The sequence below is a fragment of the Limnothrix sp. FACHB-881 genome (genome assembly GCF_014698135.1).
In the GTDB taxonomy this organism is placed as follows: domain Bacteria; phylum Cyanobacteriota; class Cyanobacteriia; order CACIAM-69d; family CACIAM-69d; genus CACIAM-69d.
In genome coordinates, this window is record NZ_JACJSN010000010.1 from 15,955 (window position 1) to 32,113 (window position 16,159).

General features: G+C 57.3%; 13 protein-coding genes. 3 read left to right on the forward strand and 10 right to left on the reverse strand.

Going from position 1 to position 16,159, the window contains the following annotated elements; genetic code table 11:
* Positions 1-262 precede the first annotated feature (262 nt).
* From infB to H6G52_RS10930, 8 genes are all read right to left on the reverse strand, one after another.
* The gene (gene infB, locus H6G52_RS10900; protein ID WP_190528270.1) at positions 263-3,406 is read right to left on the reverse strand and encodes a translation initiation factor IF-2; all 3,144 of its coding nucleotides are present in this window, start codon (positions 3,404-3,406) and stop codon (positions 263-265) included.
* Positions 3,407-3,515: 109 nt separating this feature from the next.
* Positions 3,516-3,809 (reverse strand): YlxR family protein, encoded by a 294-nt coding sequence (locus H6G52_RS10905; protein WP_190528272.1) that lies wholly within the window; start codon positions 3,807-3,809, stop codon positions 3,516-3,518.
* 4 nt (positions 3,810-3,813) lie between these two features.
* Positions 3,814-5,343: a transcription termination factor NusA gene (nusA, locus tag H6G52_RS10910; protein ID WP_190528274.1), complete on the reverse strand. Its 1,530-nt coding sequence runs from the start codon at positions 5,341-5,343 to the stop codon at positions 3,814-3,816.
* A 116-nt stretch (positions 5,344-5,459) separates the two neighbouring features.
* The gene (gene rimP, locus H6G52_RS10915; protein WP_099532892.1) at positions 5,460-5,924 is read right to left on the reverse strand and encodes a ribosome maturation factor RimP; all 465 of its coding nucleotides are present in this window, start codon (positions 5,922-5,924) and stop codon (positions 5,460-5,462) included.
* Between the two features lie 42 nt (positions 5,925-5,966).
* On the reverse strand, positions 5,967-6,101 hold the full coding sequence (locus H6G52_RS18790; RefSeq protein ID WP_255508522.1) for a hypothetical protein: 135 nt from the start codon (positions 6,099-6,101) through the stop codon (positions 5,967-5,969).
* 497 nt (positions 6,102-6,598) lie between these two features.
* Positions 6,599-8,173, reverse strand: a complete 1,575-nt coding sequence (locus H6G52_RS10920) for an anthranilate synthase component I (protein ID WP_190528276.1) — start codon at positions 8,171-8,173, stop codon at positions 6,599-6,601.
* A 363-nt stretch (positions 8,174-8,536) separates the two neighbouring features.
* Positions 8,537-9,445, reverse strand: coding sequence for an XDD3 family exosortase-dependent surface protein (locus tag H6G52_RS10925; protein WP_190528278.1), 909 nt, complete (start codon positions 9,443-9,445; stop codon positions 8,537-8,539).
* Positions 9,446-9,888: 443 nt separating this feature from the next.
* Entirely contained in the window at positions 9,889-10,788 is a 900-nt protein-coding gene (locus H6G52_RS10930; protein WP_190528280.1) for an XDD3 family exosortase-dependent surface protein, read from the reverse strand.
* Positions 10,789-11,473: 685 nt separating this feature from the next.
* Between H6G52_RS10930 and csaB the strand changes: the two genes are divergently transcribed.
* Positions 11,474-12,592 (forward strand): polysaccharide pyruvyl transferase CsaB, encoded by a 1,119-nt coding sequence (gene csaB, locus H6G52_RS10935; RefSeq protein WP_190528282.1) that lies wholly within the window; start codon positions 11,474-11,476, stop codon positions 12,590-12,592.
* An 86-nt stretch (positions 12,593-12,678) separates the two neighbouring features.
* Here csaB and H6G52_RS10940 read toward each other — a convergent pair whose 3' ends face one another.
* Positions 12,679-14,349: a diguanylate cyclase domain-containing protein gene (locus H6G52_RS10940; protein WP_190528283.1), complete on the reverse strand. Its 1,671-nt coding sequence runs from the start codon at positions 14,347-14,349 to the stop codon at positions 12,679-12,681.
* Positions 14,350-14,944: 595 nt separating this feature from the next.
* Positions 14,945-15,310, reverse strand: coding sequence for a phage holin family protein (locus H6G52_RS10945; protein WP_099532886.1), 366 nt, complete (start codon positions 15,308-15,310; stop codon positions 14,945-14,947).
* A gap of 3 nt (positions 15,311-15,313) precedes the next feature.
* Between H6G52_RS10945 and H6G52_RS10950 the strand changes: the two genes are divergently transcribed.
* Both H6G52_RS10950 and H6G52_RS10955 read left to right on the forward strand, forming a co-directional pair.
* Positions 15,314-15,463, forward strand: coding sequence for a hypothetical protein (locus H6G52_RS10950; RefSeq protein WP_190528286.1), 150 nt, complete (start codon positions 15,314-15,316; stop codon positions 15,461-15,463).
* Positions 15,464-15,504: 41 nt separating this feature from the next.
* Positions 15,505-16,149: a pentapeptide repeat-containing protein gene (locus H6G52_RS10955; RefSeq protein WP_190528288.1), complete on the forward strand. Its 645-nt coding sequence runs from the start codon at positions 15,505-15,507 to the stop codon at positions 16,147-16,149.
* Positions 16,150-16,159 lie beyond the last annotated feature (10 nt).

The window sequence follows — 16,159 nt, forward strand, 5'->3', positions numbered from 1 at the left end:
CTCAATGACGATCCAGAGCCACCTTGGGTTTCGGTTTCCCCGCTGGACTATTCCGTCAGTTTTAACAGACCCGATGCGATCGGGTTGTGATGCCAGACAAAAGAATCAGCCCCGATTAGCACGTGGTTAGTGACTAGTCGGGGCTGATGAAAACCCAGATCAAGGGTGATGGGGCGATCGAACCGGAATCGATCGGGCTGTGGACTCGATCGCCCTCAGCGAAGCAGTGGGCTGATTCGCTGATTAACCTTCCGCAAATGTCCTAGAGGGACAGGGTGCGACGCTTGGCCACCAGGCGGTAAGCCTCGATGATGTCGCCCATTTGCCAGTCGTTGAAGCCCGAGGAGTTCACACCGCACTCGTAGCCGCTGTTCACTTCCTTGGTGTCTTCCTTGAAACGCTTCAGCGAATCCATGCGGCCTTGGAACACCAGTTCCTTGCCTCGGCGCACCCGCAGCAGACAATCGCGAATCAGCTTGCCCGACTGCACATAGCAACCGGCCACCGTGCCGCGACCCACCGGGAACACACCCCGAACTTCCGCTTGACCCAGCGGTTCTTCCACCTCTTCCGGATCGAGCATCCCTTCCATGGCGGCTTGGATGTCGTCCAGCAGTTTGTAGATCACGCTGTATTCGCGGACATCAATGCCCGCTTCATCGGCGGAGCGACGAGCACCAGGCGCGAGGGTGGTGTTGAAGCCCACAACCACGGCGCTACTGGCGGCAGCCAAGTCAATATCCGTTTCGGAGATTTCGCCCGGTGCCGCCAACAACACGCGCACTTGCACTTCGTTTTGGGGCAGTTGTTGCAAAGATCCCAGAATGGCTTCCAGGGAGCCTTGCACATCGGCCTTGAGCACGAGGTTCAGTTCCTTCAGCTCGCCCTCTTGTGCCTGGCCAGAAATGCTGGTGAGGCTGACGCGACGGGAAGCCATGGCCTGTTGCAGACGGCTTTGGCGCTGTTGGTCGCTGCGCTGAGAGGCGATCGCCCGGGCATCTTTTTCGTTGGCGAAGACTTCAAATTCTTCCCCAGCGGCCGGAACTTCGCTCAGACCCAACACCTCAACGGCGAAGGAAGGAGTGGCGGCATCAACGCGATGACCACGATCGTCAATCATCGCCCGCACCTTGCCCAGAGCCGGGCCGGCGAGGAGGATGTCGCCAACTCGCAGGGTTCCGTTTTGCACCAGCAGGGTGGCCACCGGACCACGGGCCCGATCGAGGTGGGCTTCAATGACCGTCCCGCGCGCCAGGCGATCGGGATTAGCCATCAAGTCTTCCACTTCTGCCACCAACAGCAGGTTCTCCAGCAGGTCATCCAAGTAGAGACCCTTGAGGGCGCTCACGGGAACCATAATCGTGTCCCCGCCCCACTCTTCCGGCACAAGGCCGCGCTCGGCCAGTTCCTGCTTCACCCGATCGGGATTTGCGCCTTCCTTGTCAATCTTGTTAATGGCCACCACGATCGGCACTTCCGCCGCGCGGGCATGGCTGAGAGCCTCGATCGTTTGGGGTTGCACTCCGTCATCGGCCGCCACCACCAAAATGGCAATGTCCGTGACCCGTGCCCCCCGAGCACGCATGGCCGTGAAGGCTTCGTGACCCGGCGTATCCAAGAAGACCACCTTCTTGCTGCCGCCCTCTTGATCCACCTGCACGTGGTAAGCCCCAATGTGCTGGGTAATGCCACCGGCTTCCCCTTGGGCCACCTTGGTTTTGCGGATCGAGTCGAGCAGGGTGGTTTTCCCGTGGTCTACGTGACCCATGATTGTGACAACCGGCGGGCGGCGCTGGAGGCTTTCCAGGTCGGCCACATCGAGCATTTCGGTCACCTTGCGGGCTTCCGATTCCTTCTCGGCGGTTTCCACCATCACCCCCAACTCCTCGGCCACCATGGTGGCTGTCGGAACATCGAGGGTTTGGGTAATGCTGACGGCCATCCCTTTCAAGAACAGGCGCTTCACCACTTCCGTTTCTGGAACGGCCAGCTTTTCGGCCAACTCGGCCACCGTCAGACCCTCCGTGAGGGTAATCAGCTCCGGTCGTTCCTTCTTGACCTGTTGTTCCCGACGTTCCCGTTGAGGCGGGCGCGAGGCCCCCTTCTTGGTAACCGGTTTGGGCTGCGGAGCGGGCTTCGGCGGGGTAACACCCTTGGGCTTCGGCGGCCGGGCGATCGATAGGCTGACCTGGAAGGGAGCCGGCTGACCGTCCACCCCTTCCATCATCAGTTCATCATCTTCTTCGAAGTCGTCTTCGTCTTCGAATTCCACCTGGTTACGGCGCTTGTTCTTGCCAGCCTTGTCCTTGGCAATTCTGGCCCGCTCTTCCTCTTCCGCTTCCCAATCTTTGCCCTTCTTGGTGGGGCGATTCAGGGTCGGTCGATTCAGCTTGTTTTCATAATCTTCGCCGCTGCTGGCCGGACGTGTGGGTTTTTCCAGCAGTTTGGCCGCGGGGGCTGCGGCTGTGCCGTCAGCGCTACCGTCGGCTGTGGCTTCGGTGGGGCGCACGGGTTTCGGCCGGCGCAACTCCACGATGGTTGGCGGGGCCCCTTTTCCAGGGCCACCGGCTGCGGGGCCTTTGGCCTCGCCGGGCCGGGTGGGACGGGATGGGCGACTGGGCGCACCCGCGCGGGGTTCAGCAGGCTTGCTTTCGGCGGGCTTGGCTGGCCGCGATGGCGGCCCCACCAGCTCGGGCTTCTTGACCGGGCGCGGCGCTGTGCCGGGACGGGGCGGGGTTTTCAGTTCGGCTTTCTTTTCGGCAATGGGTTCCGGTGTTGCCGAAGCGGCGGGGCGATCGCCTGAGGCGGCGGGGCGGCGGGGGGCGCTGGGTTCAGCCGGGGCCAGGTCAACCGAGGCCGCGGGGGGCACTGCGGGCGAATCGGACGGCTGGGCGGGGACATTCACAGGAGCAACGATTTCGGGCTTGGCCGCCTCAGACTTAGCTGCCTCAGACTTAGCCGCTTCGGGGCGAGCGGGTTCGGCCCGCTTGGGCGAAACGAGTTTCGGGGGTGCAGGACGGCTGACGGGGGGCGTGGCTTCGGGGGCTGCTCCTTCGGTGTTGGGGCGTAGCTTTGGTTTGCGAATCTCGAGAATTTGCTGCTTTTTTTGCATAGCCGGTGCTGAATCGCGCCCTTCTGTGGGCGTATCGGAGGGGGACAAATCAGGAGGGTTGGAGGAGGCTGGATTCACCGAGGGTGCAGAGGATTGGCCAGGACTGGAGGGCGCAGGACGATTCGCAAACTGTTGACGAGCGGCTGCGCGGATTTGAGCGGCTTCAGATTCGGTGATGGTGCTGCTGTGGCTTTTGAAGGGAATGTTTAGTTGCTCGCAGATCACCAAGATCTCGCGATTTTCCAGATGTAGTTCTCTCGCTAAATCGTAAATTCTCACGCGGCCTGTGCTCATCCAGTTTCCTCGAATCCTATTGCGTCACGACATCATAGCCCACCGTCATTTGAAACATTTCGATCGAGCCGTCTAGTCCCTTCCTATTATGACGTGCGATGGGGGCGGTTCACTCTGGTGGGGTTGGATTTCCCAGAGAGTCCGGGTTGGGAACCCGGGCGGTCAGCCGTTGCCAAAGCAGGTCATAGAGGGGGGCGGGGACAGGGGACTTGAGCGATCGCCCGATTCGATCCTTGCGCTGGGCTGCTCGTAGGCAGTCTGCACAGGGGCAAAGATAGGCCGATCGCCCCATGCCTTGGTCGAGTTGCACCGAACCGGAGTGGGCCACCCGCACGATGCGCCAAAACTCCGATCGATGGGCCACCCGACGACAAATCAAACAACGGCGATAGTTGGGCGGCAAGAGATCAATTGGCCTCCTGATCCAGCGCCTCGCTATCCGGATCGTCGCCGTCGAAGTCCTCGTCTGCGGAGTCGTTCTCGGCTAGATCATCAGGGTCTGAATCATCGCTGTCTTGATCATCTTCCTCTTGGTCACCGTCGTCAGCATCCGCCGCTGAGTCCAGGGGAGCCTGCTCTTGATCGTCCTCAAGATCATCGCCATCAAACTCATCATCTGTTTCATCGTCTGCGGCTGCCGATGGGTCAATCTCCCCAGGGCTGAACTCAGCGTCCTCGTCTGCAAAGTCGTCGGTTTCCGGTTCCTCCTCTGCAAAGTCGTCAGCCGCTTCGGCCGCTGCCAGGGCGAGGGCTGCCTCCCGTTCCGCGAGATAGCTGGCCATCTTGGCATCTTCTTCGTCGCGATCGTACTTAGCCACATCGCGAATATCGATTTTCCAGCCCGTGAGTCGAGCGGCCAGGCGCACATTTTGCCCCTCTTTCCCGATCGCCAAACTGAGCTGATCATCACCCACCAGCACATGGGCTTGGCGCTCCTCGGGATTCATCAGACGCACTTCCACCACCCGGGCTGGGCTGAGGGCGTTGGCAATGTAGGTAGCCGGATCCGGAGACCAGCGAATCACATCGATTTTTTCGCCCCGCAGTTCGTTCACAACCACCTGAATTCGCGACCCCCGGGCCCCGATGCAAGCCCCCACAGGATCCACATCGCGCTCCACCGTGTCAACGGCAATCTTGGTGCGCGGGCCCACATGGCGCGAGGGCGGGTTGGCTTCCCGGGCCACGGCCACAATTCGCACAATGTCATCTTCAATTTCCGGCACTTCGTTGGCGAACAGGTAAACCACCAACCCCGCATCGGCCCGGGAAACCAAGAGTTGCGGCCCCCGCTGGGATCCTTCGCAAACTTTCTTGAGGTAGACCTTGATGGTTCCGTTGGCGCGGTAAGTGTCGTTGGGTAACTGTTCCCGTTTGGGCAGTTCCGCTTCCACTTCCGGTTGGCTGTAGCCGCTGGTGACGGCCACAATGACCGATTGGCGCTCGAACCGCAGGATGCGCCCTTGGAGCACCGTGCTTTCTAGCTCTTGGAATTCCTCTTGGATCAGCTTGCGCTGCTGGTCGCGCAGCTTTTGGGCCAGCACTTGCTTGGTTTGGATGGCGGCCATGCGCCCAAAGTCATCCCGATCGGGGGTGACATCCAAAATCACCGTGTCGCCCAGTTGGGCTTCGGCGGCCACTTCTTGCACATCGCTAAGGGCAATTTCGTGGTCTGGGTCGGCCACTTCTTCCACAATGCTCTTGGTGGCCAAAACCCGGAAGCCTTCTTCTTCCGTGTCCAATTCCACGTCGAAGTTGTCGAAGTAGGTTTCGTCAAAGATATTGCGCACATCCAAGCTTTGGGTGCGGCGATAACGCTCATAGCCCTTGAGCAGGGCCTCACGCAGGGCGGCTTCAACGGCGGTTTTCGGCAAGTTGCGTTCGCGGCTGATGCCGTCGATCATTTCTTGCAGGCCGGTTAGGCGAACCATGGACATGGGTGTGGGGTTCCTAAAGATTCGTAAAGGTGAATGGGGAGTGGTGAAGCATTCGGCGCGATCGCGGGTGTGGGGATGGGCAATGGGGCGATCGCGCAGGATGGCCGGCCGCTGAGCTACTCGGCTCCGTCGGCCAGGCGCACCCGTTCCACCAAATCGCGCGGAATGCTGATCACTCGGCCTTTTTGGTTGATGCGCAGGGTTTCTGCATCGCGATCGAGCAAGCTGCCCTGCCAAAGGGATTTGCCCTTGTGTGGCTCGCGGGTGGTGACGGTGACTTCAAACCCCTTAAAGGAGGTGAACTCCCGATCGGTCTCCAAAAACTCCGACAGGCCAGGGCTAGACACTTCCAGCACGTAGGCTCCGGGGATGGCATCCGCCTCATCGAGCACCGGCTCCAAGGCCCGGCTCAGCCGTTCGCAGTCATCCAGACTGGTATCGGCGATCGGGTTGCGGAGTTCGAGGCGCAAAACAGGGGGGCTTTCATTGGTGTGGAAGGTTGCCCCCACGATCTCCAGTCCCAAATCGGTGGCGATCGGGGTGGCAAGTTCCAAAATGCGGGGAATTGCGGGATGAGCCATGAAACCAAACGATAGAGCGGGCAATGGCCCCCAACCGCGTGATCAGTGATCCGGCCCGAAGGGAAACAGGGCCGATCGCGCTTGCGGATCTGTCCCCAGAATCGTGCCTAAGTAACGACGCTCTGAGATGAATCCGGCAAGATCACCGTTGGAGAAATTGCCCTTGAGTGAGGGCATGGGGCGTGGTCAGACAGAGCGCAAAGCAATCAAAGTGCAAAGCAGTGCTGATCACGACCCACGGAGGGAGCTGATCCCCATTGGGCCATAAAAAAAGCCGGTTCACTGTACCGACTTGCAACGCGCCAATTGACCTTTCCTTGCCGCTGGCCGGGAAAGGCTGGTGGGCAAAGGCTGGAGGCGATGGGTCTAGACACCCGCACAGCAGCCGCAACCGAACGCAATGGAGGTTGAAATGCTGCTGTGGTGGGGCCTGGGGCCCAAGCGTTTGCGGTTGCCGCACTGTTGCCCAAAGCCCGAAGCGGAAAGCCAAGGCTCAAAGCCGGGGACTTGGGGAATAGCTAGGCAGCGCTTGCCTCAGTCTATCACGGAAGAATTTGGGTCTAAAACTCCGCCCTGTTGGGGCCTGCTAAATTCGCCCAACGGGATTGGCTGAACGGGATTGGCTGAACGGGATTTGGAACTAAACCCAGTGAGCCTGCATGATTGAGCCTGCATTAATTTGAGTAATTGGGCTGATTGGGATCAGGGAACGGCAATGGCTCGGCCCGGCCAGCCCCATCCAACCCCAACACCCGTCGCAGCGCTGCCAATTGGGCATGGGCCTTCGAGAGCGATTCCCACCACTCCCGATCGGGGTCGGAGTCAGCCACAATCCCCGCGCCCACCTGGCCCCAAACCAGTCGATCGCCCAATTGCGAATCCCCCGATCGCGCCGTGCGGGGAATCAACAGCGTCCGAATCAGAATATTCAGATCCAAATTACCGCCCGCATCCAGGTAACCACAGGAGCCATAGAACAAACTGCGGCGCACCGGCTCCAGGGCTTCAATGATCTCCATGCAGCGCACCTTCGGACAACCGGTGATCGTGCCGCCGGGGAAGGTGGCCCGAATCAGGTCGATCGCCGTGCGATCGGGCGCAAGTTGTCCCACCACGTTGCTCACCAAGTGCATCACGTGGCTGTAGCGCTCCACGGTCAAGAACTCATCCACCTGCACACTGCCCCAATCGCAAACCCGCCCCAGATCATTGCGCTCCAAGTCTACCAACATGGCATGTTCAGCCCGCTCCTTGGGGTGATTCAGCAATTCCACCTCGTTGGCCAAATCGGCGGGGCGATCAATCCCTCGGGGGCGGGTTCCTGCGATCGGGCGAGTGCTGGCCTGGCGATCGCGCAATTGCACCAACCGTTCCGGCGAACAGCTCACCACCTCGCCCCAAGGGGTTTGCCAATAGCTGGCGAAGGGAGAGGGATTAATTTGGCGCAGGGCCTGATAAAGCGTCCAACCGCTGGCGGGGCAAGGAACCGAAAACCGCAGGGACAAATTAGCCTGGAAAATATCCCCCGCGCGGATGTGCTCTTGGGCTTGGCGAACGGCGGCGGTATAGGCGGCTTGGTCGCTGGTGAATTGAGGAATGAGGGTGCTGGTTGGTTCGATCACCCCCGACGATTCCGCCAGTGGGAGCGCTGTGGCAGCTTTGTCTAGCTGGGCCACGAGCCGATCGAGATCCGCCGCCACCGTTGCCGCCAGCCAAAGCCGATCGCCCCCGTGATCCAACACCGCAAAGCAATCTGGCTCATACCAAAAGGCCACGGGAAACGGCAACTCATCTGATCGCAATTGGGGTAACTGTTCCACCTCCCAAGCCAGGTCGTAGCCCAGCCACCCCAGCCAACCTCCCCGAAATGGCAACGCGGGCCCCGGTTCATTCTGAGCAGCATTCAGCCGCTCCGCCGCCCCACCTTCCGCCAGTCGATCGCCCAACATGGGCAAAATGTCCCCCACTGCCGGAGTCCAAACCCGTCCCGATCGGGGACGACCCGCACAAATCGAATAGCGAGCCAACTCCTGGGCCGCCGCACACCACTGCTCCGGCGCAGGGGGACTTTCCAACAAAACGGCAATTTCCCCCTGAGCCAGCTCTTCCGCAAACAGGGCCGCAAACACCGCCGCCCCCGAGCGATCGGCCAGCGGGAGCGATCGCCAGTGCCAGGGAGCCAACGGCCGGGCCGTTAATTTCGCCAAGCCAGAATTCACCGTTGCGATCACTGAAGCCGCCGAATTCATCCAGTTGATACCTGTCGATTTTTGTGGAATCGCTCTATTTTGAAAGACTTTACCGATACTTTTCGGCAATTTTTTGGTTCGCCATTCCCCAGTTTCTGCGACTCTCTGCCCCGATCACCCCAGAATCCGCCCCGATCGAACCCTCTTGGCCCAATCAAAAACGGAGGATTCCTCCAGGGAAACCCTCCGTTCTGAGTTGGTTAAGCTAACCGAATCAACTAATCCAAAGCTCCTGAATCTAAAGCTCCAACGCGCGACTCAGCCCCGTCAGCAGGCAAATCAGCAGGCAAGATTTAGTGATGGATTGGCTATGGATTCGCCATTAACAAACCGATGAACCGTTCTTTAGTCAACAGACAACCTTTAGCCGACTTTCACCGTAGCCCGTTGCCGACGGCTGGCCACCGCAGCGCCCACAGCCGCCAAGCCCAACAGGGAAATCGGTTCCGGCGTGGATGCTTCCTTCTTCGGAGCCAAGTTGCCGCGCACAGCCATCCCGTCATTCAGGCATTCTGCGAAAACGTGGGCCACAAAGTCACCCACCATCCCTTCGCCCCGGGTGAACTTAAAGCCGAATGTCTGGCGAGTTGCGCCACCCGCATCGCTTTGGGGCGGCGTTGCACCACCCAGCGCACCATTCAGGTTGAAGCCCAAAGCCGACAAAGCCGCGCCATCAAGAGCCTCAAATACTGACCCCACCACCTGTTGCCCTTGGGTAATCACACCCAAAGAAGCATCTTTGAAGTAGGTCTTGGCTTCCGCATCGGTCAGCTCACCTGCACCGGGCAAACCACCGCGATCGCTCACATGCTTCGACTGCTCGGCATAGGAGCCAAACCCTTGGTTGCTCGTACCAACGTTTTTGCCCGAAACGCCACTGTACAGACCCAAGGGCTTCACCGATGCATCATTGTTGCTGGCAAAGCGCACACCGAACAGGCTGCCCTGAGCGTTCAGCAGCGGGCTGCCGGTGAAGTTAAAGAACAGGTCTCCCCAGGCGATCGAACCGTTGGTGACTCCCCCGGTTGCCATACCCGTCAGCGGCAGGCGGGCATCAATTCCCACATAGATGGTCTCGCCATCTTGCTTGATCCCCAGACCATACATCTCAAACAGGCCGCCGACGTTGCCGTTGCTCACGCCATCTTTGAAGGAGTCAATCCCATAATTCCAGCCGTTGTAGACCGTGCCGGCATGGGCTGCCTGCAATCCCATTCCGAAGGTGCAGAGGGTGGCAGTGGCAACACCGGCAAAAATCTGCTGAATTTTCATGGTCTCTAACGCTCCCAAAAGACGTTGTAGTGGAATGAAGTACGGCTAATCATCCTGCTCAACTGAATGCTGAGGCCGCTTTTCGCTTGCCGGATGTTTAACGTCGGATGTGTTCGCTAAGCTTATTAAAGTCATAACTTCCGGAAAGAATTTTAAAGATTCTGTGAATTCGACTTTTACTTAATGAAGCTTCGATGAAAAATTAATTTAGTTATCTGATATTTTTCCAATCTCCCATGGGATCGGAATTTTAATGATTTTTCAAGAATGCAAAGTCCTTAGCTCAAAGCAACTGGGGCGATGAGCTGGCTCTTGGGAAACTGCCGCTCGATCGCCCCGAGTTGATGAATTGCTGGATTCTGTCGGGTGTGGCTCAGGCTCAAACTAAGCCAAGGTTGCCAATATCAGCCCATTAGATTGGCCCTTTCGACCAGTCAGTTAAATTAACCAACCTTGGCCGCACGGTAGCGACGAGTGGCCACCGCAGCGCCCACAGCCGCCAGACCCAACAGGGAAACGGGTTCCGGCGTGGGTTCCGGCTTCGGAGCCAAGTTGCCCCGCACAGCCATCCCATCGTTCAAACATTCTGCGAAGACGTGGGCCACAAAGTCACCCACCATCCCTTCGCCCCGGGTGAACTTAAAGCCAAAGGTTTGCCGTTTTGCACCGTTGGCATTGCTTTCCGGAGGCTTGGCACCGTTCAACGCGCCATTCAGGTTGAAGCCCAAGGCCGACAGGGTGGTGCTGTCGAGGGATTCAAACACCGATTCCACTACCTGTTGTCCTTTGCTGATCACGTTCAGCGATGCATCTTTGAAATAAACCTTGGCTTCTGCGTCGGTCAGTTCGCCCATGCCAGCAATGCCCTTGGCACCGGTCACGTATTTCGACTGATCCGCATAGGATGCAAACCCACGGTTTTGGCTGGCAACGTTCTTGCCGCTGACTTGGCTGTAGAGGCCCAAGGGCTTCACGGTTGAATCATTGGTGCTGGCAAAGCGAACGCCGAACAGATTTCCTTGGGCATTCAGCAGCGGGTTGCCACTGAAGTTAAAGAACATGTCGCCCCAGGTGATGGACTTGTTGAGCGCGCCGTTATCAAGCTGGCCGGTAATGGGCAATCGGGCATCGATACCAACGTAGATGGTTTCGCCGTCTTGCTTAATCCCGAAGCCATACATTTCAAACATTCCACCCAAAGAGCCGCTCACGCCGTCTTTGAAGGAATCAATGCCGTAATTCCAGCCGTTGTAAACTGTGCCTGCGTTGGCTGCTTGCAAACCAACGCCCAGGGTGCAAAGGGTGGCGGTTGCGATGCTGGCTAAAAGTTGTTGGGGTTTCATGGGGTCTCACTCCTAAGAAGCAGTTGATGAAACGGTATCGATTTATTGGGGTTGCACCCTGGTTACTGGCTGGGTAACCTTTGCATCAACTTAACTTCATTAAAGAGGTAATTTCTTGGTTTGACGTTGAAGATTAAATGAATTGTGGCTGTCCTTAATGAAGCTGAGGTAAAAACCTATAAACCCTTGAGAAATAAGGAATTTGGCAATGTTACGCTCAATAGTTAAAGATTTGAAGAAGCGGTGTAAAAAATGTAACCTCTTCTGAAGAAGCGAGGGTTGGGATAATCCCAAAACAATTCGCTTAATGATGATGGATAGACTTTAAGAAAGCTTATTGAAATAAATTGCTGATGTGGAGTGGATGAAACTATTGGGATGAATTATGAAAATCAATCAATAACTCAAATCATGAACTCAAATCATTGCTCTGGCTAAGATCACTGCTCTAAATTGCAAAGATCTTCCTAGAGTAATTTTAAGCTTTTAAGGGAAATTATTCTTGAAATGACTCGGAATTTTTATTGCATTATTCTTGCAAGTTGACGAGAGGGAAAATCGACTAGATTTCATTAAATTTAAATAGCTTTTGCCGGATGTGGAGACTGGAGATAGAAAAACTGTGGTTTTGTCTTGACGCTGGGGACTGAAATCTCGGTATTTTAAGCTCGATGCGATCGAAGGGATGGGGTCTGTGCAGCGAGTTGTGTTGTGTGGCTATTACGGTCAAGGGAATGGGGGCGATGAGGCCTTGTTGGCGACGCTGTTGCAATTGCTGCCGATCGGGGTGGAGCCGCTGGTGCTGTCGGGGAACCCGGTGGAAACCCATGATCGCTATGGGGTGATGGCGGTGGATCGGATGGATCGATCGGCCCTGTGGGGTGCGTTGCGATCGAGTCAGGCCTTGGTTTGGGGTGGTGGCAGTCTGATGCAAGATGCCACCAGTTGGGCTAGTCCGCTCTATTACGCAGGGTTGATGGGGGCGGCGCGTCAGTGGGGACTGCGGCGGGTGGCTTGGGCCCAGGGAATTGGCCCGTTGCGGCGCGGGTGGGTGAAGGGCATTGCGCGATCGACCTTTCGGGCTTGCGATGGGGTGACGGTGCGCGATCGGGAGTCGGCCCAGTTGCTCAAAACCTGGCAAGTCAAGGGGTTTGAGTTGGCCCCGGATCCGGTTTGGGCCTTGGCCAGCGTGCCGGTTCCGGAGGTTGCGCCGGGCCCCAAGGTGGCGGTGGCCTTGCGATCGCACCCCAGCCTCACGCCCGATCGCCTGGAAAAATTAGCCGTGGCGCTCGATCGCTTCCAAAGCCAAACCGGTGCTCTGATTGTGTTTGTGCCCTTCCAGCCGATCGCCGATGGCGCAATTGCCCAGCGCCTGGCCCAACATCTCGGGCCCGATCGATCGCGCATTGTTAGCTACAGCGATCCCCGACAACTGAAGGGCCTATTTCAGCAAATGAACCTGACGATCGGGATGCGGCTCCATGCCCTGATCATGGCGGCGGCGGAGGGGTCGCGCTGTTGGGGTCTCAGCTATGACCCCAAGGTGCGGGTGTTGCTGCAGTCGGTGGGTGCGCCGGGGTGGACTCTCTGCGACGAGTCGATCGATGGCGTTGAAGGGAACAAGCAAGTTGGCGCAACACCGCCAGCGCCCCTTGCATCCTTGCCGACGAATCCCGAAGCGATCGCCGCTGCTTGGCTAACGGCCTATGAACAACCCAACCCGATCGCCCCGGCCCAGGTGGCGCAATTGTGCGATCGGGCCCAACTGCACGGGCTAATGTTGGCCCGTGTGCTGCGTGATTAGTTAATGTCTGAATAGTTTTTTTGCAAGTTTCTTTGCAAGTTTTTGCTGGGTTGTTGGTTGGCAAGAAACTCGCCAGGGATTGGCCATTAACTGGCGCTGATTTCGAGTTCGCAAACGCCTGGACAAACTTCCTTGTATCTGTCTGGATCGATCGCTTGGCCGATGCCTGGATCGATTTCGTTGCCTACTTCCTCGCAACCTTCGCAGACGGCCCGGGACAGGGCTGCAACCCGAAACTGATTGCGACCGGCATATTTTGCTTGATAGAGAGCTTGATCAGCCCAGCGCAATAGCTCATCTGGGGAACTGTCGGGCAAATGGGGCGAGGCGATCGCGAAACCCATGCTCAGGGTGATGTGCTCGCTGACGGAGGATTGGGCATGGGCCAGCGCTAACTGGGCGATCGCCTGCTGGATTGTGTGGGCGATCGCCTTGACCTGCTCCAAGTTGGTGTCCGAAAAAACGATCGCGAACTCCTCGCCCCCATAGCGGGCCACCAGGTTGGCTGATTCGGAGACCGCGTGGCTCAAGGCTCGGGCCACCTGCACCAAACATTCATCCCCTGCTTGGTGGCCATAGGCATCGTTATATTGCTTGAAGTGATCCACGTCGCACAGCCCTACGCCAATCAGGCAGCGATTTTGGGCTAGGCGTTGCCACTCGCGTAACAGGTAGTGATCAAAGCAGCGGCGGTTGGGGATTTGCGTCAGCCCATCCAGTTTGGCCAACACTTCCAGTTGCAGGTTAGCCCGTCGTAATTCCAATTCTGCTTTTTTGCGCTGAAGCAAAACCCCCATTTGGGCCGCCACGGCTCCCATGAGCTTAATTAGGCGACCATCGCAGGGCATGGCTACGCGGTGAAACAAACAGAGCACCGCCAAAATTTGCCCATTGGCAATGATCGGCACGCTCAAGTTGGTGCGCAGCCCCGCCCGCAGCACGAGTTCTTGTCGCACAAAAAAGGCATCTTGAATTTTGGTGGCATCCTCAATCCAGAGGGGGCGGCCCGTTTGCCACACACGACCCACCACGCCGCGATCGCGCTCAAAGACGAAGGATTGGCTCGCGTCATCAAATTCACTGAGGGCCAGGTCTGAGATGGCGTAGTGCGATCGCGTCATCACCAGGTGGTTGCGGTTGGGGTCGGGCATCCAAATTTCGCCATAGTCCCACCCGATCGTGTGATAAACACAGTCCAAAACCGCATGAAACGCCCCTTCAATCTCCGTGGCTTCCGTAATGGCCTGGGTCAGGGCCAGCAAAAGCTGCATCTCCATCTCAACGCGATGGTAGTCCCGCATATCCCGCTGAAGCTGTTGGATTTGCGTTTTCAGTTCTGCTCGTTGCCGCTGAAGGATTAATTGCCGCTCTAGCCGAACGATCGCCTCATGCAAGTGGAGAGGACATTCCAAATAGTCCGCACCACCCAGCCGAAAGAACGCAATTCGCTGCTCTGGTTGGCTGACTTGCCCGATCGCTACCCAAGGACAGCCCAGATTTCCCAATCGTTGGAGCGAGGGGCCCCAAACTCCCGTGGTCAGGTTGGGCCAAAGGCCGGGCCCAATCACCAACAGATCCAATGGTTGGAACTGGGGATGGTACGAACCGTTGTGTAAGACGCTGGACAATGCCGAGTGTCCAGTCTGAAACCGCACCTGATAGCCCCGGTGGGTCAGGGTTTGGCACAGTTCCCGGAGTGGCTCCGGATGTTCATCAACAATCCAAATTGCCGCCGATAGCCCAGAACAAAACGACATTGGCTCATTACAACGGTGGGTTGAGGAAGGCAGGATTGGGAAATCGCAGTGAGAGATGGGGATCACTCGGCAGGGCCAAGCAGCTTCCTAAGTTCAAACACAGTCTGAAAAACCGAATGAAACCCCGAAAAAGTCCCCAGAAAACTCTTAGTCAGCCCTAGGAAAATTCCGAGAAAATGTCAAAAAAACGCCAGAAAGACTCTAAAAATGCCTAAAATATCAAACTAGCGCCATTCGCCTGCTGACCGAAAAAGGACGATCGCGCGGCGGATCTTCAAAATAGCAATTAATCCCGATGAGTCACCCAAGGGCTTGATCCATCGGGATTAATGTTGGGATTGCTCAGGAATCGACGAAAATCGATCCACTGAAGTTCTAAGATAACCGGCTCTTTGGCTGTTGGGCCTTCAGGGCATGTCTGGAAAGCGCAATCTGAAAAACCCAACCTAATTGAGGCCCGCTTTAGAGGATGCTTAAAAAGTATTCTTTGACACGGGCAAGCACCAATAGTCGTGGGGACAAGGGGCTTAAGCCCCTTGTCTAAGTCGATCACTGGGGCGTACAGAATAGCAATTTTGGCTTTTCAGACATCCTCTTAAGATTCAGGTTCCAGACCCAAGATGCCAAAGAGGCTGTGCAGGCCGCTAGAGGCGATCGCGAGGACGATCGAACCAATCAGGGCGGGAATGAAGCCCTCGATCGCAAAACCAGTGGGGCTGAAATAGGCCACCAGCATCAGGCAAAAGGCATTAATCACCAAGGAAAAGAGGCCCAAGGACAGAATGTTCAGCGGCAAGGTGAACAAGAACAGAATGGGGCGCACGGTGGCGTTAATTAGCCCAAAAATCAGAGCGGCGATCGCGGCGGTGGTCCAGCCTGCCAAATGAATGCCGGGGACGAGTTGCGCCGTCAGGGCCAGGGCCAGGGCCGAAATGATCCAAGTGATGATGAAGCGTTGCATGATGTGAGTTCTAACTCCTCTGCGGTCTCCGGGGCGACCCTGAGCGAGGCCATGGCAGCACTGGCGGGGCGATCGGGGCCGGCCGTTTGTGCTTCCATCCTAGTGGCTTGGTTGGGGTTGGCGAGCGTTGGGATTGGTCGCAAAGACCGCTAATCTGATAGGGAGAATCCCGCCATAGGCAGGGCCTGGAAGCCATGATTGTTCAGAAGAAATTTTTGATCGGCCAGTCGATCGCCCGGTTGGTTCCCGTTGGGCTGCGCGCCAAAGTCGGCACTGCCTCCGGTTCCCCAGCGGCGATTCAACCGGACGGTCGGAGGCAATTGGGCGGGCAGGGTCTGGGCCTGTGGGCGGTGTTGTTGTTGATTGGAACGTGGGTGATAGGTTTAGCGATCGCCCCGTCAGCGGCCTGGGCCCAATTCAAGGAATATGCGCCGCCAGTTTCCTACAGCAATGCGGAATTGTCTGGGCAAGATTTTTCCAATCAACGGTTGCAATCGGCGGAATTTTCCAACGCCAACCTAACGGATGTGACCTTTGAAAATACGGAAATGCCCGGTGCATCCTTTAGTGGATCCTTCCTCAAAGACACGAATTTGCATGGAGCCGATTTAACCAATGCATTCATGGATTCCGTGAAGTTCATTGGCACCGATCTGAGCGATGCCATTTTGGTTGAGGCCATTTTGTTGGGATCCAGTTTTCAGGATGTGAACATTCAGGGGGCTGATTTTGAGCTGGCCATTCTGGATGGGGCACAGGTCAAACAGCTCTGCGCGATCGCCCGGGGGACGAATCCTCGCACGGGCATCGACACCAAAGAATCGCTCGGCTGTCCTTGAAGGTTAATCA

Bases quoted from the DNA above. Each gene is read 5' to 3' on its own strand.
- H6G52_RS18790 (WP_255508522.1), bottom strand. From the start codon at position 6,101: ATGCCCTCACTCAAGGGCAATTTCTCCAACGGTGATCTTGCCGGATTC.
- H6G52_RS10920 (WP_190528276.1), bottom strand. From the start codon at position 8,173: ATGAATTCGGCGGCTTCAGTGATCGCAACGGTGAATTCTGGCTTGGCG.
- H6G52_RS10925 (WP_190528278.1), bottom strand. From the start codon at position 9,445: ATGAAAATTCAGCAGATTTTTGCCGGTGTTGCCACTGCCACCCTCTGC.
- infB (WP_190528270.1), bottom strand. From the start codon at position 3,406: ATGAGCACAGGCCGCGTGAGAATTTACGATTTAGCGAGAGAACTACAT.
- H6G52_RS10930 (WP_190528280.1), bottom strand. From the start codon at position 10,788: ATGAAACCCCAACAACTTTTAGCCAGCATCGCAACCGCCACCCTTTGC.
- H6G52_RS10945 (WP_099532886.1), bottom strand. From the start codon at position 15,310: ATGCAACGCTTCATCATCACTTGGATCATTTCGGCCCTGGCCCTGGCC.
- nusA (WP_190528274.1), bottom strand. From the start codon at position 5,343: ATGTCCATGGTTCGCCTAACCGGCCTGCAAGAAATGATCGACGGCATC.
- rimP (WP_099532892.1), bottom strand. From the start codon at position 5,924: ATGGCTCATCCCGCAATTCCCCGCATTTTGGAACTTGCCACCCCGATC.
- H6G52_RS10940 (WP_190528283.1), bottom strand. From the start codon at position 14,349: ATGTCGTTTTGTTCTGGGCTATCGGCGGCAATTTGGATTGTTGATGAA.
- H6G52_RS10955 (WP_190528288.1), top strand. From the start codon at position 15,505: ATGATTGTTCAGAAGAAATTTTTGATCGGCCAGTCGATCGCCCGGTTG.
- csaB (WP_190528282.1), top strand. From the start codon at position 11,474: ATGGGGTCTGTGCAGCGAGTTGTGTTGTGTGGCTATTACGGTCAAGGG.